20 protein-coding genes are annotated in these 20,687 nt (G+C 64.4%); 16 read left to right on the top strand and 4 right to left on the bottom strand.

The window, feature by feature from the left end; genetic code table 11:
- Positions 1-424: 424 nt before the first annotated feature.
- Positions 425-1,624 carry a tyrosine--tRNA ligase gene (tyrS, locus tag HOP51_RS19805; protein WP_234275592.1) on the bottom strand — a complete coding sequence of 400 codons (1,200 nt, stop codon included), beginning with the start codon at positions 1,622-1,624 and terminating at the stop codon, positions 425-427.
- A gap of 113 nt (positions 1,625-1,737) precedes the next feature.
- On the opposite strand from tyrS, the gene HOP51_RS19800 reads away from it, so the two are divergent.
- On the top strand, positions 1,738-2,868 hold the full coding sequence (locus HOP51_RS19800; RefSeq protein ID WP_234275591.1) for an anhydro-N-acetylmuramic acid kinase: 1,131 nt from the start codon (positions 1,738-1,740) through the stop codon (positions 2,866-2,868).
- A gap of 121 nt (positions 2,869-2,989) precedes the next feature.
- Here HOP51_RS19800 and HOP51_RS19795 read toward each other — a convergent pair whose 3' ends face one another.
- Positions 2,990-4,024 (bottom strand): type IV pilus twitching motility protein PilT, encoded by a 1,035-nt coding sequence (locus HOP51_RS19795; RefSeq protein ID WP_159555214.1) that lies wholly within the window; start codon positions 4,022-4,024, stop codon positions 2,990-2,992.
- Between the two features lie 77 nt (positions 4,025-4,101).
- On the opposite strand from HOP51_RS19795, the gene HOP51_RS19790 reads away from it, so the two are divergent.
- From HOP51_RS19790 to HOP51_RS19760, 7 genes are read left to right on the top strand one after another with little or no spacing between them, the layout of a single operon-like run.
- Positions 4,102-4,812 carry a YggS family pyridoxal phosphate-dependent enzyme gene (locus HOP51_RS19790; protein WP_234275598.1) on the top strand — a complete coding sequence of 237 codons (711 nt, stop codon included), beginning with the start codon at positions 4,102-4,104 and terminating at the stop codon, positions 4,810-4,812.
- 58 nt (positions 4,813-4,870) lie between these two features.
- Positions 4,871-5,695, top strand: coding sequence for a pyrroline-5-carboxylate reductase (proC, locus tag HOP51_RS19785; protein WP_234275590.1), 825 nt, complete (start codon positions 4,871-4,873; stop codon positions 5,693-5,695).
- Positions 5,696-5,752: 57 nt separating this feature from the next.
- A complete protein-coding gene (locus HOP51_RS19780) occupies positions 5,753-6,343 on the top strand; it encodes a YggT family protein (protein WP_234275589.1) in 591 nt (196 codons plus the stop codon).
- Between the two features lie 49 nt (positions 6,344-6,392).
- Complete coding sequence (metX, locus tag HOP51_RS19775) at positions 6,393-7,550, top strand: homoserine O-succinyltransferase MetX (RefSeq protein WP_234275588.1); 1,158 nt, start codon at positions 6,393-6,395, stop codon at positions 7,548-7,550.
- Complete coding sequence (gene metW, locus HOP51_RS19770; RefSeq protein WP_234275597.1) at positions 7,550-8,152, top strand: methionine biosynthesis protein MetW; 603 nt, start codon at positions 7,550-7,552, stop codon at positions 8,150-8,152. Before metX ends, metW begins: the two co-directional genes overlap by 1 nt.
- Before the next feature lie 40 nt (positions 8,153-8,192).
- A complete protein-coding gene (locus tag HOP51_RS19765; protein ID WP_234275587.1) occupies positions 8,193-8,651 on the top strand; it encodes a DUF4426 domain-containing protein in 459 nt (152 codons plus the stop codon).
- A gap of 2 nt (positions 8,652-8,653) precedes the next feature.
- Entirely contained in the window at positions 8,654-8,983 is a 330-nt protein-coding gene (locus HOP51_RS19760; protein ID WP_234275586.1) for a Rieske (2Fe-2S) protein, read from the top strand.
- On the opposite strand, the gene sfsA is transcribed toward HOP51_RS19760, so the two are convergent.
- Complete coding sequence (gene sfsA / locus HOP51_RS19755) at positions 8,942-9,700, bottom strand: DNA/RNA nuclease SfsA (RefSeq protein WP_234275585.1); 759 nt, start codon at positions 9,698-9,700, stop codon at positions 8,942-8,944. The genes HOP51_RS19760 and sfsA overlap by 42 nt on opposite strands.
- Before the next feature lie 8 nt (positions 9,701-9,708).
- Entirely contained in the window at positions 9,709-10,869 is a 1,161-nt protein-coding gene (locus tag HOP51_RS19750; RefSeq protein WP_234275584.1) for a pyridoxal phosphate-dependent aminotransferase, read from the bottom strand.
- Positions 10,870-11,096: 227 nt separating this feature from the next.
- Here HOP51_RS19750 and dksA point away from each other — a divergent pair, with 227 nt between their 5' ends.
- The 8 genes from dksA to panB all read left to right on the top strand — a co-directional run bounded on the left by dksA (position 11,097) and on the right by panB (position 20,681).
- Positions 11,097-11,534, top strand: a complete 438-nt coding sequence (dksA, locus tag HOP51_RS19745) for an RNA polymerase-binding protein DksA (protein ID WP_111415238.1) — start codon at positions 11,097-11,099, stop codon at positions 11,532-11,534.
- A gap of 87 nt (positions 11,535-11,621) precedes the next feature.
- Positions 11,622-12,500 carry a tRNA glutamyl-Q(34) synthetase GluQRS gene (gene gluQRS / locus HOP51_RS19740; RefSeq protein WP_234275583.1) on the top strand — a complete coding sequence of 293 codons (879 nt, stop codon included), beginning with the start codon at positions 11,622-11,624 and terminating at the stop codon, positions 12,498-12,500.
- 9 nt (positions 12,501-12,509) lie between these two features.
- A complete protein-coding gene (locus HOP51_RS19735) occupies positions 12,510-12,686 on the top strand; it encodes a hypothetical protein (protein WP_197448823.1) in 177 nt (58 codons plus the stop codon).
- Positions 12,676-15,633 carry an ATP-binding protein gene (locus tag HOP51_RS19730; RefSeq protein WP_234275582.1) on the top strand — a complete coding sequence of 986 codons (2,958 nt, stop codon included), beginning with the start codon at positions 12,676-12,678 and terminating at the stop codon, positions 15,631-15,633. The genes HOP51_RS19735 and HOP51_RS19730 overlap by 11 nt, the downstream gene beginning before the upstream one ends.
- Positions 15,611-17,005, top strand: a complete 1,395-nt coding sequence (locus tag HOP51_RS19725; protein ID WP_234275581.1) for a sigma-54-dependent transcriptional regulator — start codon at positions 15,611-15,613, stop codon at positions 17,003-17,005. The genes HOP51_RS19730 and HOP51_RS19725 overlap by 23 nt, the downstream gene beginning before the upstream one ends.
- 876 nt (positions 17,006-17,881) lie before the next feature.
- Entirely contained in the window at positions 17,882-19,279 is a 1,398-nt protein-coding gene (pcnB, locus tag HOP51_RS19720; protein WP_234275580.1) for a polynucleotide adenylyltransferase PcnB, read from the top strand.
- On the top strand, positions 19,276-19,779 hold the full coding sequence (folK, locus tag HOP51_RS19715; protein ID WP_234275579.1) for a 2-amino-4-hydroxy-6-hydroxymethyldihydropteridine diphosphokinase: 504 nt from the start codon (positions 19,276-19,278) through the stop codon (positions 19,777-19,779). The genes pcnB and folK overlap by 4 nt, the downstream gene beginning before the upstream one ends.
- Before the next feature lie 110 nt (positions 19,780-19,889).
- A complete protein-coding gene (gene panB, locus HOP51_RS19710; protein ID WP_234275578.1) occupies positions 19,890-20,681 on the top strand; it encodes a 3-methyl-2-oxobutanoate hydroxymethyltransferase in 792 nt (263 codons plus the stop codon).
- Positions 20,682-20,687 lie beyond the last annotated feature (6 nt).

Here is a 20,687-nt window from a genome sequence, read left to right as displayed (position 1 = left end):
CCCTGACATCGAAGCCCAGCGTGGCTGGCTGCCGTAGAGCCCTCAGCGGGTCTCCAGTGAGCGGGGCGCATTCTACCGAATCCGCCATGGGCGTCAAGCGAGAATTTTGCGAAGCGAGTCGAGAAAATTCAAACCATGACAACCACTTACCACCCCAACCACCGCCTGCAACGTTGTCCGTCGCCGGCAGCGGATGCGTACTTTACGGCTTTCCCCTGAGCCCCGCAAGAGGCGGCGGCAAAAAAATTTCAGGAGCGTGACAATGCGATGTCAGGACACGGGCGAGCAAGCTATCCACAGGCGCTTGCAAACGAGGGGCTGTGGATGGTTTTGCACCGGGACCGGAGACGACGACGCCCGCGCGGGGCGGGCGTCGGTAGAGCAACTGACTTGTCATCAGTTGGCCTGGGGCCGGTGGAATGACTCAGCGTAGCGCCACTCGGGCATAGCGCTTCTTGCCGGCCTGAATCACGTAGCTCTTGCCCGTGTCGAGCATGGCATCCTTGGCCACCACTTCGCCGTCGACCTTGACCCGCCCGTTGCCCAGCATGTCCTTGGCCTGAGCGCTGTTGTTGGCCAGCCCTGCCCGGTTGAGCACCGCGGCGATGGGCGCCTGGGCGCTGCCCTCGAAGTCTACCTCCACCTCGGGCAGGTCTTCGGGCAGCTCGCCTTCGGCCAGGCGGTTGCCAGCTGATTTGTGAGCGTTCGCCGCAGCCTCTTCGCCGTGGTAGCGGCCGATCAGCTCGCGAGCGAGGATCATCTTGATGTCGCGCGGGTTGGCACCGGCCTCGACATCGCGCTTGAGCGCCTCGATCTCTTCGTTGGATTTCAGCGAGAGCAGTTCGAAGTAGCGCCACATCAGGCTATCGGGCATGGAGACAAGCTTGTTGAACATCGAGCCCGGCGCCTCGTCGACGCCGACGTAGTTGCCCAGCGACTTCGACATCTTCTGCACGCCGTCGAGGCCCTCGAGCAGCGGCATGGTGATGACCACCTGCGGTTCCATGCCGAAGTGCTTCTGGATCTCGCGCCCCATCAGCAGGTTGAACTTCTGGTCGGTGCCGCCCATCTCGACATCGGCTTCGAGCGCTACGGAGTCGTAGCCCTGCACCAGCGGGTAGAGGAACTCGTGAATGGAGATTGGCTGACCCGACTTGTAGCGCTTGTCGAAGTCGTCGCGCTCGAGCATGCGCGCCACGGTGCTCTGGGCGGCCAGCTCGATCATCTTGGCCGCGGTAAGCTCGCTGAACCACTCGGAGTTGAAGCGCACCTCGGTCTTTTCGGGATCGAGGATCTTGAACACCTGCTCCTTGTAGGTCTGGGCGTTGGCACGGACCTCTTCTTCAGTGAGCGGCTTGCGGGTGACGTTCTTGCCGGTGGGATCACCGATGCGCCCGGTGAAGTCGCCGATCAGAAAGATGATCTGGTGTCCCAGGTCCTGGAACTGGCGCATCTTGGTCAGCAGCACGCTATGGCCGAGGTGCAGATCGGGAGCCGTGGGATCGAAGCCCGCCTTGATGCGCAGCTTGCGGCCGGACTCGAGCTTCTTGATCAGCTCGTCCTCCAGCAGGATCTCCTGGGTGCCTCGTTTCAGCAGCGCCAGCGCGCTTGCGACCTCGCTCATCTCTCCCACTCCAAATACGTTGATCGCCCGTGCGGGCAGGGTCCATCGAATGGGGGACGATGGTAGCATGACTTAATGCCTCACGGTCCCCCCAGCCTAAGGGAGAAAGAGAGATGGCACTATTCGTGGGTTTGATGTCCGGCACCAGCCTGGACGGCATCGATGCCGCCCTGGTCGAGACCGACTCCACGGGGAGCGTGCGCCTGCTTGCCACCCACGCCGAGCCGATGCCCGAAACGCTGCGTGAGCAGCTGCTCGAGCTCTGCCAGGCCGAACGGGTCGCCTTCGCCGAGCTGGCCAGTGCCGAGGATGCCTTCTGCCGGCTCCAGGCTGCTGCGGTCGGGCACCTGCTTGCAGGCAATGGCATCGCAACCGAGCAGGTTACCGCCATCGGCAGCCACGGCCAGACCATTGAGCACGCCCCCTGGGGACACGCTGAAGGCCCCGCCTACACCCTGCAACTCGACAACCCCAGCCTGCTGGCCGAACTGACCGGCTGCCAGGTAGTAGCCGACTTCCGCCGTCGCGATCTGGCCGCCGGCGGTCAGGCCGCGCCACTGGCACCTGCCTTTCACGAGGCACTGTTCCGACAACCGGGGCAGTGGCAACTGGTACTCAACCTGGGCGGCTTCGCCAATCTGACGCTGCTACCGCCTAGGGAGAGCAAGGCCAAGGTCATCGGCTTCGATACCGGTCCGGCCAATGCCCTGTTGGATGCCTGGCACGCGCGGCACCGCGGCGCCCGCTTCGATGCCGATGGCGCCTGGGCGGCATCGGGCCGAGTGGACGAAACGCTGCTGGAGCGCCTGCTTGCCGAGCCCTTCTTTCATCGTCCCCCGCCGCGCAGCACCGGACGCGAGGTATTCCATCTCGACTGGCTGAGCCGGCATCTGACGGGGCGGGAGCGTGCCGAGGACGTCCAGGCCACGCTGGCGGAGCTGACCGCCACCAGCGTAGCACTGGGAATCGAGATGGCACGCGAGCTGGTCGGTGCGCCGGTCGCCACGGCACTGATCCCCTGCGGGGGAGGTGCGCATAACCGCGACCTGCTCTACCGACTGGCCCAGCGCCTGCCCGAGACGGCTCTGGTGCCCAGCAGCGATTGGGGCTGGCCAGCCGACTGGCTGGAAGCGGGAGCCTTTGCCTGGCTCGCCTGGCGTCGCCTGGAAGGCATGCCCGGCAATCTGCCCAGCGTTACCGGCGCCGCCGGCCCGCGCGTGCTCGGCGGCGTCTACGCTCCCTGAGACAGAGGCCAGACAACGACCGTCATTATGGCCCGCAAAGCTTGCTGTGGGACGATAGCGGGCAGGTTGAGGAATGCCCGAGCCAGACCTGGCCATGAGGCTCATGCGAAAAAACGGATGCTCAAACGGCCAGCGCGTTCCTGGCTTGAACCTGTGCCTCATCGCGACTGACCACGTCCTCGGAGACCAGCTTGGCCAGGGCGGCATCGAGAGTTTGCATGCCCAGGCTGCCGCCGGTCTGGATAGCGGAATAGATCTGCGCCACCTTGTCCTCACGGATCAGGTTGCGCACCGCTGCATTGGCGATGAGGATCTCGTGGGCCGCGACTCGCCCACCACTGCGACGTTTGAGCAAGGTCTGGGAGATGACCGCCTGCAGCGACTCCGACAGCATCGAGCGCACCATGGCCTTCTCCTCGCCCGGGAAGACGTCGATGATCCGGTCGATGGTCTTGGCTGCCGAGGTGGTATGCAGGGTGCCGAACACCAGGTGACCGGTCTCGGCGGCGGTGAGCGCCAGCCGGATGGTTTCGAGGTCGCGCATCTCGCCTACCAGGATTACGTCGGGGTCTTCGCGCAGTGCGCTGCGCAGCGCCTGGGCGAAGCCATGCGTATCACGATGCACCTCGCGTTGATTGATCAGGCAGCACTTGCTGCGATGAACGAATTCCACCGGATCCTCGATGGTGAGGATATGGTCGTAACGGTGATCGTTGATATAGTCGATCATCGCGGCCAGAGTGGTACTCTTGCCCGAGCCGGTGGGGCCGGTGACAAGTACCAGGCCACGCGGCAGCAGCGCAAGGCGGCGGAAAACTTCGCCCAACCCCAGGTCCTCCATCGTCAGTACCTCACTGGGGATGGTGCGAAAGACCGCACCGGCTCCGCGGGCCTGGTTGAAGGCGTTGACGCGGAAGCGAGCCACGCCGGGGACCTCGAAGGAGAAGTCGGTCTCGAAGAACTCCTCGTAGTCGCGGCGCTGGCGATCGCTCATGATGCCGTAGATCAGCTCGCGGACCTCACGATCTTCCAGAGCTGGCACGTTGAGACGGCGGATGTCGCCATCGACCCGAATCATTGGCGGCAAGCCAGCCGACAGATGCAGGTCGGAAGCGTTCTGCTTTGCCGAAAACGCCAGCAGTTCGGTAATATCCATGCGTTTTCCCTGCTCCCCGGTTAAGGTTCCAGTGAGTATGACAGACTTGCGGACAGGACGGACTTCCTGTGGCTGAGATGACGGACACCCTGCTTTCCGACTCGCTGGTCAGCGCTCGCCGGCGCCTGGCCGATGCCCTGGCAGCCGCCGGTCGTCCTGCTGATGCCGCACGGCTACTGGCGGTCAGCAAGACCAAGCCAGCCGACATGATCCGCGAGGCCTGGCAGCTTGGCCAACGCGAGTTCGGAGAGAACTACGTACAGGAAGCGCTGGCAAAACAACGTGCGCTCGTCGACCTGGAGGGGATCGTATGGCACTTCATCGGCCCACTACAGGCCAACAAGACACGCGCCGTAGCCGAGCACTTCGACTGGGTCCACAGCGTCGACCGCGAGAAGGTCGCGCGACGGCTGAACGATCAGCGCCCCGAGGCATTGGCGCCACTTGAGGTGTGTCTGCAGGTCAACGTCAGCGACGAGGCCAGCAAGTCGGGAGTTGCCTTCGGCGAGTTGGAGGAACTGGCGGAAGCGGTACTCTCGATGCCGCATCTGCGCCTGCGTGGGTTGATGGCCATACCGGCACCGGCCGCGGATCTGGCTCGCCAGCGTGAACCTCTGGCGCGGCTACGCCAAGCGCTGGAGTCGCTGCGCGAACGCTTTCCCGACGCACCGCTGGATACCCTGTCGATGGGCATGAGCGACGACCTGGAAGCCGCCGTACTCGAGGGGGCCACCCTGGTACGACTGGGTACGGCCATCTTCGGCGCGCGCAACACATCGCGTCGTTAAACGATGCATGCGTACCGGTGCGAGCCGGACGCTCATAACAGAAGAAGGACAGATCGCAATGGCCAGCAGAGTCACCTTCATTGGCGCCGGCAACATGGCCAGCGCCATCATCGGCGGCATGATCGACAATGGCCACCCGGCCACCGCCATTACCGCTACTTCCCCAAGCGATGCCTTCCTGGCACCGCTGCACGAGCGCTTCGGCATCCGTACCAATACCGATAATGCCGCGGCAGTGCGCGACGCCGATGTCGTGGTGCTGGCCGTGAAGCCACAGGTCATGCGCGATGTCTGCGAGGGGCTACGCGATACTCTGCAGCGTCAGCGCCCCTTGGTCATCTCAGTAGCCGCCGGCCTCACTGCCGAATCGCTGCAAGCCTGGCTGGGCGGCGGGCTGCCGCTGGTACGCTGCATGCCCAATACCCCGTCACTGGTCGGCGCAGGCGCCGCCGGTCTTTACGCCACCCCCGAAGTCAGTGCAGAGCAGCGCGCCCTGGCGAGCGAGCTGCTCGAGGCCGTGGGGATTGTCGAGTGGGTGGAAGAGGAAAACCTGCTGGATGCCGTGACCGCGGTATCCGGTAGCGCCCCGGCCTATTTCTTCCTGATGTTCGAAGCCATGGAGGAGGCTGGCGTGAAGCTTGGCCTGCCGGCCGAGACCGCCCGGCGCCTGGCCATTCAGACAGCCCTGGGAGCCGCTCGCATGGCCCAGCAGAGCGACCTCACTCCGGATCGGCTCAAGCGCAACGTAATGTCCCCGGGCGGCACCACCGAGCGCGCCATCGAACATCTCGAACAGGCCGGACTGCGCGGCATCCTCGCCGATGCCATGGAAGCCTGCGCCGCCCGCGCCCGTGAAATGGCCGAAGAGCTCGGCCAGCGTTAGCTTTCGTGCCGCCCGGCCGTTCGGGTGGCCCATCTCGACGAGTAGGGAGGAGCCCACATGGGCCAACTGGGAAATGCCGGCCTGTTGCTGGTCAACACCCTGATCAACATTTACCTGTTCCTGATGATGCTGCGCTTCCTGCTGCAGGCATCGCAGGCCGATTACTACAACCCCATCAGCCAGTCAGTGGTCAAGATCACCCAACCTGTGGTTCGCCCCTTCCAGAGCTTTCTGGGGCCGGTGCTGGGACGCTTCGATCTGGCCACTCTGGCGGCTGCCTTCGTGCTCAAGGCGGTCAGCATCGTGGCAATTCTGCAAATCGCCGGCTTTGGCATGCCTCCCGTCACCCAGGTAGCGATCGGCGCCGTGGCTGCCATCGCCAATGCCATTCTCAAGATCTACTTCTTCGCGCTGATCGTGATGATCATCCTGAGCTGGGTGGCTCCTAACGCCAGCCACCCCGGAGCGCTGCTGATCATGCAACTGGTGGAGCCGATCATGGCTCCGGTGCGCCGGGTCATCCCGCCGCTGGGCATGATCGACCTGTCGCCCATCGTGGTCTTCATCGCCATCAGCCTCATCGATGGTATCGTGGTCGGCGCACTGACCCGTGCCGCCGGTATCACCGGCGCCCTGGTGGGCCTGTGAGGCGCCGTCCGCCTCTGGTGGACCTCAACGACTGGACATAGAACGACACATGCCCGAGTTTCCCAATGACTCGGTCGGCCTGGTGACGCCGCAAACGGCGCACTTCGACGACCCTTTGGCCCTGGCCTGCGGCAGGACGCTGCCGGCTTATGATCTGGTCTACGAGACCTACGGCACGCTCAATGCCGAACGCTCCAATGCGGTGCTGATCTGTCATGCTCTGTCGGGCCATCACCATGCCGCCGGCTATCATGATGCCGACGAGCGCAAGCCCGGCTGGTGGGATGCCCACATCGGCCCGGGCAAGTCGATCGACACCAACCGCTTTTTCGTGGTCTCGCTGAACAACCTGGGCGGCTGCCACGGCAGTACCGGCCCGAACAGCACGAACGCTGCCACGGGACGCCTGTGGGGGCCTGACTTTCCCATGGTCACGGTGAGCGATTGGGTGCACAGCCAGGCGCGACTGGCCGATCGCCTGGGCATCGAGCGCTTCGCCGCCGTAATCGGCGGCAGCCTCGGTGGCATGCAGGCGCTGCAGTGGAGCCTGACCTACCCCGAGCGGGTCGCCAACGCCGTCATCATCGCTGCCACACCCAAGCTCTCGGCACAGAACATCGCCTTCAACGAGGTGGCACGCCAGGCGATCCGCTCCGACCCGGATTTCCACGACGGCTGGTACGCCGAGCACGGCACCGCTCCGAAGCGCGGTCTCAAGCTGGCACGCATGGTGGGACACATCACCTACCTCTCGGAAGATGCCATGGGCAGCAAGTTTGGGCGCGATCTGCGCAGCGAGGACCTGAATTTCGGCTATGACGTCGAGTTCCAGGTCGAGTCATACCTGCGCTACCAGGGCGATACCTTCTCCACCGCGTTCGATGCCAACACCTACCTGCTGATGACCAAGGCACTGGATTACTTCGATCCGGCCGCGGAGCACGGTGGCGTGCTGGCCCATGCCGTCGCCCCCAGCCAGTGCCCGTTCCTGGTGGTAAGTTTCACCAGCGACTGGCGCTTCCCGCCCTCGCGCTCGCGGGAGCTGGCCAACGCGCTGACACGGGCCGGCAAGCCGGTGAGCTACGTCAACATCGACTCGCCTCACGGCCACGACGCCTTCCTGTTGCCGGAGCCACGCTACCAGGCGGTTTTCGCCGCCTTCATGTCACGTGTCGCCCGCGAACTGGGCCTGGAGGAGCGAGCATGATGCGCACCGACCTGGAGCTGATTCATCGCTGGGTGCCCGAGGGTGCCCACATCCTCGACCTGGCCTGCGGCGACGGCACTCTGCTCGAGGCCCTGGCGCGGGACAAGGGCGTCACCGGCTACGGCCTGGAGATCGATCCGGAGGGCATCACGGCCTGCATCGCCAAGGGCGTCAGCGTGATCGAGCAGAACCTCGACGAGGGGCTGGTGCACTTCGAGGACGACACCTACGACCTGGTGATCATGACCCAGGCGCTGCAGGCGCTGCGTCGTCCTGACCGCATGCTCGACGAGATGCTGAGGGTGGCCGACGAGTGCATCATCACCTTCCCCAACTTCGCCTACTGGCGCCATCGGGTCCACCTCGGCATCCGCGGCTACATGCCGGTCTCCAAGTCGCTGCCGCACGCCTGGTACGATACGCCCAACATCCACCTGTCGACCTTCAACGACTTCGAGCACCTGTGCCGCGAGAAGGGGCTGCGCATCACCGACCGGGCCGTGGGCATCGGCGACCACGAAGGCCACTGGGCCACGCGGCTGTGGCCCAACCTGTTCGGTGAGATCGCGATATTCCGCGTCGAGCGCCAGGATCGCCGATGACCGCCAACCATCGACCGGCAGCCTAGTCAAGGAGAGCGCCATGCCGAAATGTCTTTTGTCGTACCATCGAGCTCTGGCCGTTATCCTGCTGCTGGGGCTGCTGCCGCTTTCGGGTCAGGCCCAGCAGTTCGAGCGGATCGGCAACTACCAGGTTCACTATAGTGCCGTGAGCACCAGCTTCCTGCCCGAGTCGGTGACCGAGGCCCATGGCATCCAGCGCAGTCCCGCCCTGGCGCTGCTCAACGTCAGCGTACTCGAGGATGTCGATGGCGAGCTGCGTCCAATCAACGCCTCGGTCAGCGGCACGGTGGGTGAGCTCCAGGGCGAGCGCACGCCACTCCAGTTCCGCGCCCTGCGTGAAGGCAGCACACAGTCGCAGATTGCGGTGTTTCGCATCCGCGACGACGAGCCGATGCATTTCGCGCTGGAGGTTCGCTACGACCGCAACCGGGATCCGGCCGAAGTGGGTTTCATCCAGCGCTTCCATATCGATCGCTGAGCATGGCTGACATCATCGCTCGGCTGGGCCAGTTCGAGGCCTCTGCTTCATACGGCCTGACGTTGCCTGACGGCCGCCACGCCTTTCTAGTGCGCGTGCACGACCAGGTCAGCGCTTTCGTCAACCGCTGTCCGCATCAGCAGGTGCCGCTGAACGTGCCGGAGGGGAATTTTCTCGAGGCAGGTGGCGAACTGATCCAGTGCGGCATGCACGGCGCGCTGTTTCTGCCGGAAACCGGCGAATGCGTATTCGGCCCCTGCCAAGGGCGCTTCCTGGAAGCGCTGCCGATCTCAATCGACACCGAAGGCAACATTCACCTGGCGGGTGAGTGATACCGGGAGCCGTTCTCCCAGCATGATCGCCACCGGGCTGCCGTTCCGCCAGCCGACCTCGCAGCCGTGCGCCACCACCTCCACGCCCCGTTCGACCACGGCCCGGAGCGTGGCGGCATAGGCCGGGTCGAGATGTGCCGCCGGGGCCACGTCGCGAATACCGGTGTGAGCCACGCAGAACAGCAGCACCGCACGCTGCCCCTGTTCGGCCAGGGCCGCCAATGCCAGCAGGTGCTTGCGGCCTCGCTCGCTCACCGCATCGGGGAAGTAGCCGTGGCCATCGAATTCCTTGAGCGTCACCTGCTTGACCTCGACGTAAGCGCTGCCACGCTTGTCATCGTCGAGGCGAAAGTCAAGCCGCGCTCCCTCTACCCTGGCCTCGCGCCTGAGCATGGCATAGCCGGCCAGCGCCGGTACCCGCCCTGCGCTCAGCGCTTCCTCGACGATGCGGTTGGTACGCCCGGTATGCACCGAGGCCAGCGCCACGCTGCCGTCGGGCTGGGTCAGCTCGATCAACTCCCAAGTCCAGGCCAGCTTGCGTGCCGGGTTGTCGCTGGGCGCCAGCCACACGCGACAGCCCGGCACGTTGACTGCCCGCATCGAGCCGGTATTGGGGCAGTGGGCCACCACCTCGCGGCCATCGTCGAGGCGTATGTCGGCGAGAAAGCGCTTGTAGCGACGCAGTAACACGCCGGGGACCAGGCGGGGATATTCCATCTCGACTCCTACAATCGCGCCAGGAAGCGCTCGAGGCGACTCACCGCCTCCTCCAGGCGGGCGATGTCGGTCGTGAAGGCGATGCGCACGTGATGCTCGCCGCCGTTCACGGCGAAGTCGACTCCGGGCGTAATAGCAACGTTCTCCTCCTCCAGCAGACGCTGACAGAAGACCTGGCTGTCGCGGCTGTAGCGCGAGATGTCGAGCCACAGGTAGAAGGCGCCCTGGGGTGGCAGCGATGGCGCCAGGCCAAGCCGGGCGAGACCGGCCAGCAGTGCATCGCGACGCCGGCCAAGCTCGTGGCGGCGTGCCTCGAGCAGCTCCTGGCACTCAGGGGTGAAGGCGGCCAGCGCCGCATGCTGGGCCGGGGTAGGCGCGGCGAGGAACACATTCTGCGCCAGCCGGGTCAGCGGTTCCACGGCCTCCTGTGGTGCCAGCAGCCACCCTAGGCGCCAGCCAGTCATGCCGAAGTACTTGGAAAAGCTGTTGACCACGAAGGCATCCGGCGTGAGCGACGCCACCGTCAGCGGCTCGAGGTCATAGCTGAGACCTTGATAGATTTCATCCACCAGCAGGTGGCCATCGCGCTCGGTCACCGTGTCGGCCACCGCCTTCAGTTGTGCCGCATCGAGCATATGGCCGGTAGGGTTGGACGGCGTGGCGAGCATCACCAGCCGGGTCGCGTCTTGCCAATGCTGTGCGATGAGGTTGGCATCGAGCTGCCAGCCGCTGTGCGGACCGATGGGCACGTTGTCCACCTCGGCGCCGGCCAGGGCCATGAAGTGGCGGTTGCAGGGATAGTTGGGATCGGCCATCAGCACCCGATCACCGCGACCGACCAGCAGTTGGCTGGCCAGCAGCAACGCCCCGGAAGCCCCCGGCGTGACCAGGATACGCCGGGGATCGACCTCTGCACCGAAGCGCGCGGCATAGTGCCCGGCGATCGCTTCACGCAGCGCCGGCAGCCCCGCCGCCGGGCTGTAGCGCGTATGACCGGCCGCCAGCGCCGCGCGTCCGGCCGCCACCACCGGTTCGGGAGTGGCGAAGTCGGGCTCGCCCACCTCGAGATGGATGACATCGTGTCCGGCCGCCTCGCGTGCCTGGGCAGCCTCCAGCAGACTCATCACACGAAAGGGCGCGACGCGTTCAACGCGCGGATTCCACGGCATCTAAGTCTCCTGAATACTGATTGAACGACCGCCGGTGGGCACTTCTACCGTTTCAGCGGTCAAAAAACCATACCATCGATTCGACCTGCTGGGAGGCCCCGCCTGCATTCGTGGGGTATTGCAAAACTCGTCGAATTCCGATAAACAAGCATGCCTTTGGCGTGAGATACCTTGCACGACGTGCGGCGGGTATTGATCAGCAGTCACTCAAGTAATGAGGCAGTCCCATGCCAGTAGCAGACAAAAAAGCGGAAGCGCCCAAAAAATTCACCCCGTACGAGGCGGCACCGGGTGAAGAGTACATGAACGAGCAGCAGCTTGAGCACTTCCGACAGATCCTGCTGGGCTGGAAACAGGAGCTCATGGAAGAAGTGGATCGCACGGTGCGCCATCTGCAGGAAGAGGCGAACAACTACGCCGACCCCGCGGACCGGGCCACCCAGGAAGAGGGCTTCAGCCTGGAGCTGCGTACCCGCGACCGCGAACGCAAACTGCTCAAGAAGATCAACGAGACACTCGAGAAGATCGATGAAGACGACTACGGCTTCTGCGAGGCCTGTGGCGTCGAGATCGGCATTCGTCGCCTGGAGGCGCGTCCTACCGCCACGCTGTGCGTCGATTGCAAGACCCTGGCCGAGCTCAAGGAAAAACAGCTCGGCGGCTGATGCCTCTTCGGTGAGCGTCATGTCGTTTCGCAACGGGCACCGCTGGGTGCCCGTTTGCATGTCGGACACCGTTGCCAGGAGCCAATCATGACCGGCTACCGCGGCCGCTTTGCCCCCACACCTTCGGGCTCACTGCACTTCGGTTCGCTGATCGCGGCCCTGGCCAGCTTTCTCGATGCCCGCCGCGTCGGCGGCGAATGGCTGCTGCGCATCGAGGATATCGACCCGCCACGCTGCCCAGCGGGAGCGGCCGATACCATTCTGCGCCAGCTCGAGGTTTTCGGTCTGCACTGGGACGGCCCGGTGCGCTGGCAGCACGACCGCGACCCGGCCTACGCTGCCGCGCTAGAGCGGCTCGAGGCACTGGGCTTGGCTTACCCTTGCACTTGCTCGCGCAAGCAGTGGCGTGAACATCCGATCTATCCTGGCTGGTGCCGTAAAGGTCCGCGCGAGCCGGGCCAACCGGTTGCCTGGCGATTGCGCAGCGACCTCGGCCTGCGTCCTGTGGTCTGGCAGGATCGGCTGTTCGGCGAACAGCGCTTCGATCCCGCCGAGCTCGGCGACGTGGTACTCCAGCGCAAGGATGGACTGTGGGCTTACCAGCTCGCCGTGGTGGTGGACGATGCCGACCAAGGCATCAGCGATGTGGTACGAGGCCATGACCTGCTCGACAACACACCCTGGCAGCGCCAATTACAGCACGCGCTGGGCCTGCCCGAGCCGCGTTACCTCCATCTGCCCTTGATCGTCAACCGCGAAGGTCAGAAGCTGTCGAAGCAGAATCTGGCCCCCGCGCTGCCGCTCGAGGACGCTCTGGTGCGTCCGCTGCTGCATGGCGCCCTTGTCTCTCTCGACCAGGCCCCGCCCACCGAGCTGAGAACGGCGCCAGTGCAGGAGCAGCTTGCCTGGGCCATTGGCCACTGGGAACCGTGCCGAATCCGTCCCGAGGCCCATCGCAGGGAGTGAGGAGCCCCCATGTACGTCTATCGCATCATGCTGTTCCTGGTCTTCGGCGGCTACCTGCTCTCGCCGCTGCTGATGAGCGGCTGGTCGAGCCCCGGCGTGGCCTGGTACCGCCCCTTTGCCATCTGGGGAGTATTGATCGCCCTGACGCTGTGGCTCGAACAGAAGAGAAAACTCGATGAGCGCTAGCCTGACCAGCGTCTTCGCCCTGGGTGCCGGCTACCTGCTGCTGATGTTCCTCTGCGCACTAGCGGTGGAGCGAGGTTGGCTCAGTCGCAGGGTGACACGCCATCCAGCCGTCTACACTCTGGCGCTCGGCGTCTATGCCAGCGCCTGGGCGATCTACGGCAGCCTGGAGCTGGCGGCCGATTCGGGCTATGGCTATCTGGCCTACTACCTGGGCGTGGCCGGCGCCTTCCTGCTGGCCCCGGTGCTGCTGGTACCGATCCAGCGCATGACCCGCACCCACCAGCTCTCCTCGCTGGCCGACCTGTTCGCCTTCCGCTTTCGCTCGCGCTGGGTCGGCACTCTGATCACCGTGATCAGCCTGCTGGCCGTGATGCCGCTACTAGCGCTGCAGGTCCAGACCCTGGGTGACGCCGCCTACCTGATGACCGGTACCACCTCGCCATCCCTGTTCGCCCTGGCCCTGTGTCTGCTGATTGCACTGTTCGCGATGACTTTCGGTACGCGCCGCGGCAAGGGCACCGCCCGGCACGACACCCTCCTCGCCGTGATCGCGCTCACGTCGGTGATAAAGCTCGTCGCCATGCTAGCGCTGGGCGCCTTTGCCCTGTTCGTCGTCTTCGCAGGCCCCGCCGATCTACAAAGCTGGCTGGATGGCCCCGGACAGGCCTACCAGGCCAGCGTGGTGCAACCCGACGCCGCTCACTGGCGCACCCTGTTGCTGCTGTTCTTCGCCGCCGCGCTGCTGATGCCGCACATCTTCCACATCACCTTCGCCGAGACCCTGTCGCGCCACACCCTGCTGCAGGCGAGCTGGTCGCTGCCGCTGTTCCTGCTGCTGATGGCGATTCCCGTACCACTGATCCTGTGGGCCGGCCAGCGTCTGGGTACGCATGACACGATCGGCGCCGCCTACCTCGCCTTCAGCCTGTCCGAGTCATTCTGGATCCAGGCCTTGGCCTTTCTCGCGGGCCTGGCGGCCACCAGCGGCACCATGGTGATCATCACCATGGCGCTGTCGGGCATGATCCTCAATCACGTCCTTCTGGTGGCCCACCCGCCCGAAGCACAACCCAACCTCTACCACTGGCTGCGCTGGCTGCGCCGGGCGTTGATGGCCATCGTCATTCTGGGCGGCTGGCTGTTCTATCGTACGGTCGGCGTCCATCACGACCTGACCACCCTGGCCCTGGCAGCCTTCGTCGGCATGGCCCAGTGCCTGCCGGGGCTGCTGGCACTGCTCTATTGGCCGGGCGCCAACCGCAAGGGCATGGTGTCGGGTTTGGTGGTGGGAGTATTGATCTGGCTCGTCGGCCTGTGGCTGCCATTACTCACCGGCCTGCCCACCCTGATCCTGATCCCACCGGGCCTGGAGCTGCTCGCCGGCGAGCCAGACTGGTACGTGGTGACCCTGGTATCGCTGGCGCTCAACGTACTCGTCTTCATCATCGTGTCGCTCGCCACGCGCACTTCCGAAGGCGAACGCGCCGCCGCCGAGGCCTGTTCGGTGGACGCCGTGATCCGCCCCAAGCGGCTGCCGTTGATTGCCACCACCGGCGAGGAGTTCAAGCAGCCCCTGGCCCAGGCTCTGGGCGAGGAGGTGGCCCAGCGCGAAGTGGAACGTGCGCTTACCGACCTTGGCATGTCGCCGCTCGATGGACGCCCTTATGCCCTGCGCCGGCTGCGCGATCGCATCCAGGCCAACCTCTCAGGCCTGATGGGTCCCTCGGTGGCGCAGGACATCGTCGATCGCTACCTGCCCTACCGCCGCAGCGGCCAGGAGCCCACAGCTGACATCCACTTCGTCGAGAGCCGGCTCGAGGCCTATCGCTCACGACTGACCGGCCTGGCCCGTGAACTCGACGGTCTACGCCGCTACCACCGTCGCATTCTCGCCCGACTACCGGTAGGGCTATGCGCCTTCGGCGTCGATGACGAGCTGCTGATGTGGAACGATGCCCTGGCCGATCTTTCCGGCATCGATGGCTCGAGCGTGGTGGGGGCACGCCGCGACGGCCTGCCGAGCCCCTGGAGCGAGCTATTGGGCCGCGCCTTGGCCGCGCCCAGCGACCAGCTCTACAAGCAGCCGGTCGAACTCAAGGGTGGCACGCGCTACCTGACGCTGCATCGCGCCGAGCTACAGGCCGACGACGACGTGCGCGGCGGAACCGTGATCCTGATCGAGGATCACAGCGAGATGAAGTGGCTGGAGGACGAACTGGTACATGCCGCACGACTGGCATCGATCGGTCAGTTGGCGGCCGGTGTGGCCCATGAGATCGGCAACCCGGTGACCGGCATCTCGTCGCTGGCTCAGAACCTGCGTTATGACACCGACGATCCCGAAGTACTGGAGACGGCACGCCAGATCCAGCAGCTCACCGACCGTATTTCGCGCATCGTCAGCTCGCTGGTCGGCTTCGCTCACGGCGGCCGCCACGTCAAGGGCACCACGCTAGCGCCGGTCTCCATCGCCGCCATCGCCGACGAAGCACTGCACTTGATCCAGTTGGCACGCTCGGGTGAGGATGTCCATTACCACAACCGCTGCTCCGTCGACTTGGCGGTTTTCGGCGACGCTCAACGTTTGCAGCAGGTCATGATCAATCTGCTGACCAACGCGCGCGATGCCAGCGAACCGAGCGGGCTGGTGGTAATCGATGCCGTGCCTGAAGGCAGCATGCTGATGGTCACGGTGACCGACGAAGGGCACGGCCTCGACGACCGGGTTCGCGAGCACCTCTTCGAGCCTTTTACCACCACCAAGCCGCCGGGCGAGGGCACCGGACTTGGGCTGCCGCTGGTCTACAGCATCGTGGCCGAGCATCATGGCAGAATCGAGATCGAATCACCGCCCCCAGGACAGCAACGCGGTACTCGCATCTGTCTATGGCTGCCCACCGAACGAGAGGATGGTGAACATACCGATGAGCCGGATTCTGATCGTTGAAGACGAAGCCATCATCCGCACTGCGCTACGCCGGCTGCTGGAGCGCCATGGCTATGCAGTCAGCGAGGCCGGCTGTGTGGATGAGGCGCTCGCGCTGGAACCGCGCAGCTTCGACCTGGTAATCAGCGATCTGCGCCTGCCCGGCGAGCCCGGCACCGACCTGATCGAGCAGGCCGTACCGGTGCCGGTGCTGATCATGACCAGTTATGCCAGCATGCGCTCGGCGGTCGAATCGTTGAAGCAGGGCGCCGTCGACTACGTGGCCAAGCCCTTCGACCATGACGAGCTGCTGGAAACCGTGTCGCGCGTCTTGCATCAGCAATCGTCGCATCGCGCCCCGCCGCCCGACATCACCGATGCCGGGGGCTCGCGCCAGCAGATGATCGGCGAGTGCACGGCCATGCAGGCGGTCTACACCCGCATTCGCAAGACGGCGCCTGCCGACGTCACCGTACTGATCCAGGGTGAGTCGGGTACCGGCAAGGAACTGGTGGCCCGCGCCATTCATCAGCAGAGCCAACGCACTCATGCGCCCCTCATCTGCGTCAACTGCGCGGCCATTCCCGAGACACTGATCGAATCGGAGCTGTTCGGCCATGAGAAAGGCGCCTTCACTGGCGCCAGCGCCGCCCGCACCGGCCTGGTCGAAGCCGCCGATGGCGGCACCCTGTTTCTCGATGAGATCGGCGAGCTGCCGCTGGATGCCCAGGCACGTCTGCTACGGGTACTTCAGGAGGGCGAGATCCGCCGCATCGGCTCGGTGGAAACGCGCCATGTCGACGTGCGCCTGATCGCCGCCACGCACCGTGACCTGCGAGCACTCTCCAAGACCGGTGAATTCCGCCTCGATCTCTACTACCGACTCAACGTGATGCAGATCGACCTGCCGCCGCTGCGCGAGCGCGAGGACGATGTCCTGCGGATCGCCGAAGTGCTGCTGGAAAAGGCCTGCAAGCGCCACCACCGCGAGGGATTACGCCTATCGCGCGCGGCACGGCGCGAAATTCGCGATTACCCCTGGCCCGGCAATGTGCGTGAACTCGAGAACGCCCTGGAGCGCGGCGTTATCCTCGCCGAGGGCCACCTGATCCACCCGGACGACCTAGGGCTGGCCGGAAGCCCGACATCACAACCCCGTGGCACGACCGAGCTGCGGTCAATACCTGCCAACCCGCCAGCGGACGAAGAGGAGAGCGCCGAGGAGGACCTCTCGCTGGAGGATTATTTCCAGCATTTCGTGCTGGAACACCAAGACCATATGAGCGAGACCGAGCTCGCCCAGAAGTTGGGAATCAGCCGTAAGTGCCTCTGGGAGCGACGCCAGCGACTAGGCATTCCGCGCAAGAAGCAGGCGCGACGCAGCAACGCCTGACCTATCGGGCGCACTCTTTACGGCTTTCTCTACAGCTATCTCTACGACTAACGTTCAAGCGCCTTCGACAGGTTCACCGAAGGCGCTTTTTCTTGCTCGGCCGGACCGCCATGCACCAGGTGTTACCTTCCCACCCAGAATTTGCCCCGACATGGCGCAACAGGGGTAACACATCTGCCATGCGAAGACAGGCTACATCGCAGGAATATTTATAACCCGCTGTTCCTAATGAATAAAAAACAACGTTGGCACGTGCCGTGCAACATACAGAACAAGAAAAACAACGTCCGGCTGCCACCCGAGCCAATAAGAACAACAGGCATCATGGGAGGCAGAGCCTGCGCCAACAAAAACAACGGCAGGCTGAAAGAGACGCGGCTAGGGGCAATAACAACAACATGCCTCGGAGAAGCCGCCCTTCGCTTTGCCCAACAACAATAAGACCCGAGCGAAGCACCGGATCCATCAGGACGCGACGCGCCACCCCCGGCCCACAACAAGAACAATGGCCGCAAGCGCGCACCTTCGGCAACAACATCAACAAGCCGAAGGCAGGCATACCATCCATGCCGTCGTGGTTGGATTATTGTTTTGAATACGAGGCGGTCGCAACCAGGAACGTCAACAATCACAACAACACTGTTTACCTGTGACTCTTGGTGACTGTGGTGCGTATTCAAGGCGATGCGCCATCACGAAGAAGAAGCAGCCGCAAGGACGCAGCACCGTTTAGCTTGTCAGAGGAGGCCTAACGGCCTCCTCTATTTGCCATGTCCACTCCAACGATGTGCTTGCGGTGAGTCCGCCCGGCGCTTTGCAAGGTGTCGGTGGTCGGCTACACTCTACAACTTTCGCACTGCGAGTCGAAATCGCCGCATGTTCAAAGGATTTACCCGCTTTCTGCAGAGCCCTGGTGCACATTTCAGGACACTCTTCGGCCCTCAGGATGCTTCCGGAGGGCAGCTTGGTCCTCGAATCATCCCCCGCGATCAGCATCCCGTGTCGCGCCAGCACTTCAGCGAGCCGGCGCTGAAGGTACTCTATCGCCTGCACAATGCCGGATTCGAGGCCTATCTGGTCGGCGGCTGCATTCGCGACTCGCTGCTCGGCAAGATGCCCAAGGATTTCGATGTCGCCACCGATGCCACACCGGAGCAGGTGCGCGAGCTGTTCCGCAACTCACGCATCATCGGCCGACGCTTTCGCATCGTTCACGTACGCTTCGGTCGCGAGGTAATCGAGGTCACCACCTTTCGCGGCACCCACGGCGACGACCATGGCGACCATATCGCGCAGCAATCGGAACATGGCCTGCTGCTGCGCGACAATGTCTGGGGCAATATCCAGGAAGACGCCATCCGCCGCGACTTCACCGTCAATGCGATCTACTACAGCATCGCCGACTTCTCGATCCACGACTTTGCCGAGGGCATGCGCGACATCGAAACGCGCACCCTGCGCCTGATCGGCGACCCGGCCGTGCGCTATCGCGAAGACCCGGTGCGCATGCTGCGTGCGGTTCGTTTCGCTGCCAAGCTGGACTTCCATATCGCTCCCGGCTCGGAAGCACCGATCAAGGAGCTGGCACCACTGCTGCTGCAGATTCCACCAGCGCGGCTGTTCGACGAGGTGCTCAAGCTGTTCATGGCCGGGCATGGTGTCGAAACCTTCCGTCTGCTGCGCCATTACGGCCTGTTCGCCATGCTGTTTCCCGAAACCGAGGAAATCATGGCCGAGCTGCCTTGGGCCGTCCCGCTCATCGAACAGGCCCTGGCCAGTACTGACAAGCGTATCCACGAAGAGCGCCCAGTGACCCCGGCCTTTCTCTTCGCCGCGCTGCTGTGGGGGCCCGTACAGCGCCGCCAGACCGCTCTGGAAGCCGAAGGAATGCCCCCCGTCCCGGCACTGCAGCTTGCCTCGCAGCAGGTTTTGTCGCGCCAGCTGCAGCATATCTCGATTCCCAAACGCTTCAGCATGCCGATGCGCGACATCTGGGACCTTCAGCAGCGCCTGCCCCAGCGTCGCGGCAAGCGTGCATTGCAAACCCGTGAGCATCCGCGCTTTCGAGCTGCCTACGACTTCCTGCTCCTGCGTGAGGCCGCGGGCGAGATCGAGCCTGGCCTCGGCGAATGGTGGACCGCCTATCAAGAAGGCGACGAGCATGAACAGCGGCGCCTGCTCGAGAAAGCCGGCGGCGAAGGCGATCCAGGCGGAAAGACGCGCCGTCGGCGTCCACGCAAACGGCGTCGGCGCAGCTCACCCGGCAACTCATGACGCCGTTCATCGATGTCTACGTCGGGCTTGGCAGTAACCTCGACGACCCGGTCGACCAGATCCGCCGCGCACTCGACGAACTCGGCACACTGCCACTGACCCAATGCCTTGCCGCATCAAGGCTCTACGTCAGTCGCCCGGTCGGCCCCCAGGATCAAGCGGATTTCATCAACGCCGTCGCCCACCTGCGAACGCGTCTCTCTGCTCTCGCCCTGCTCGATCAGCTGCAAGCACTGGAACAACGCCATCGCCGGATTCGCCAGCGCCACTGGGGCCCCCGCACCCTCGATCTCGACCTGCTACTGTACGGTGATGACACGCTGTCACTGCCGAGGCTGCGCGTGCCGCACCCGGAAATGACGACACGTGACTTCGTCCTGCTGCCGCTCGTCGAGCTGGCACCGCAGCTGCGGTTGCCGGGTGGACGGCGTATCGCCGAGCTGGCGGGAATTCACTCTGCAGCAGGCGAGGTCAAAGTGTTACCCTGCAGGAGCAACTGAGGCGCAAGTTGTTACCGGTCGACACGAGTGCCGCATTCTGGTAACAATCACGCGCAGCACTGGACGCCGAGCCCCCGGCTCAGCGCCCTGGAACACAACGAGAGCACGCTATGAAAACCGTCACGCTAAGCACGCTGCAGGCCCACAAGCGCGCAGGTGAAACCTTCAGCTGCCTGACCGCTTACGACGCTTCTTTCGCGCGTACCGCCGCTGATGCCGGCATCGAGGCACTGTTGGTCGGCGATTCCCTCGGTATGGTGCTGCAGGGGCATGCCAGCACCCTGCCAGTCACCATCGACGAGATCGCCTATCACACCCGCTGTGTGGCACGTGCCAAGGGCCCCAGCCTGCTGATGGCCGACCTGCCGTTCATGAGCAATGCCACCACCGAACGCCTGCTGCAAGACGCCGCCGTGCTGATGCGTGCCGGCGCCGAGATCGTCAAGGTCGAGGGTGAGGCATGGATGGCCGATGGCATTCGTGAGTTGACCCGCCGCGGCGTGCCGGTGTGCGCCCACCTGGGGCTGACGCCGCAGACGGTCTACCAGCTTGGCGGCTACAAGGTGCAGGGCCGCGACGCCGAGTGTGCCGCCCAAATCCTGGAAGACGCCCGCACCCTGGTCGAAGCGGGCGCCTCGGCCATCCTGCTCGAGTGCGTGCCGGCAAGCCTCGGCCGTGCCATCACCGAAGCCCTCGAGGTCCCGGTGATCGGCATTGGCGCTGGCCCGGACACCGACGGCCAGATTCTCGTCATGCATGACGTGCTCGGCGTCACCCATGGCCGCACGCCGCGCTTCGTCAAGAACTTCATGGCCGAGGCCGACGACATTGCCGACGCATTCCGCCGTTATCATGAAGAGGTCAAGGCGCGCCGCTTTCCTGCCGAGGAGCACTGCTTCTAGCTCTCG

It is taken from the genome of Billgrantia zhangzhouensis (genome assembly GCF_021404465.1).
Lineage (GTDB): Bacteria > Pseudomonadota > Gammaproteobacteria > Pseudomonadales > Halomonadaceae > Halomonas > Halomonas zhangzhouensis.
The sequence above is the reverse complement of the archived record's forward strand: the minus strand, read 5'-3'. Positions and strand labels throughout refer to the sequence as shown.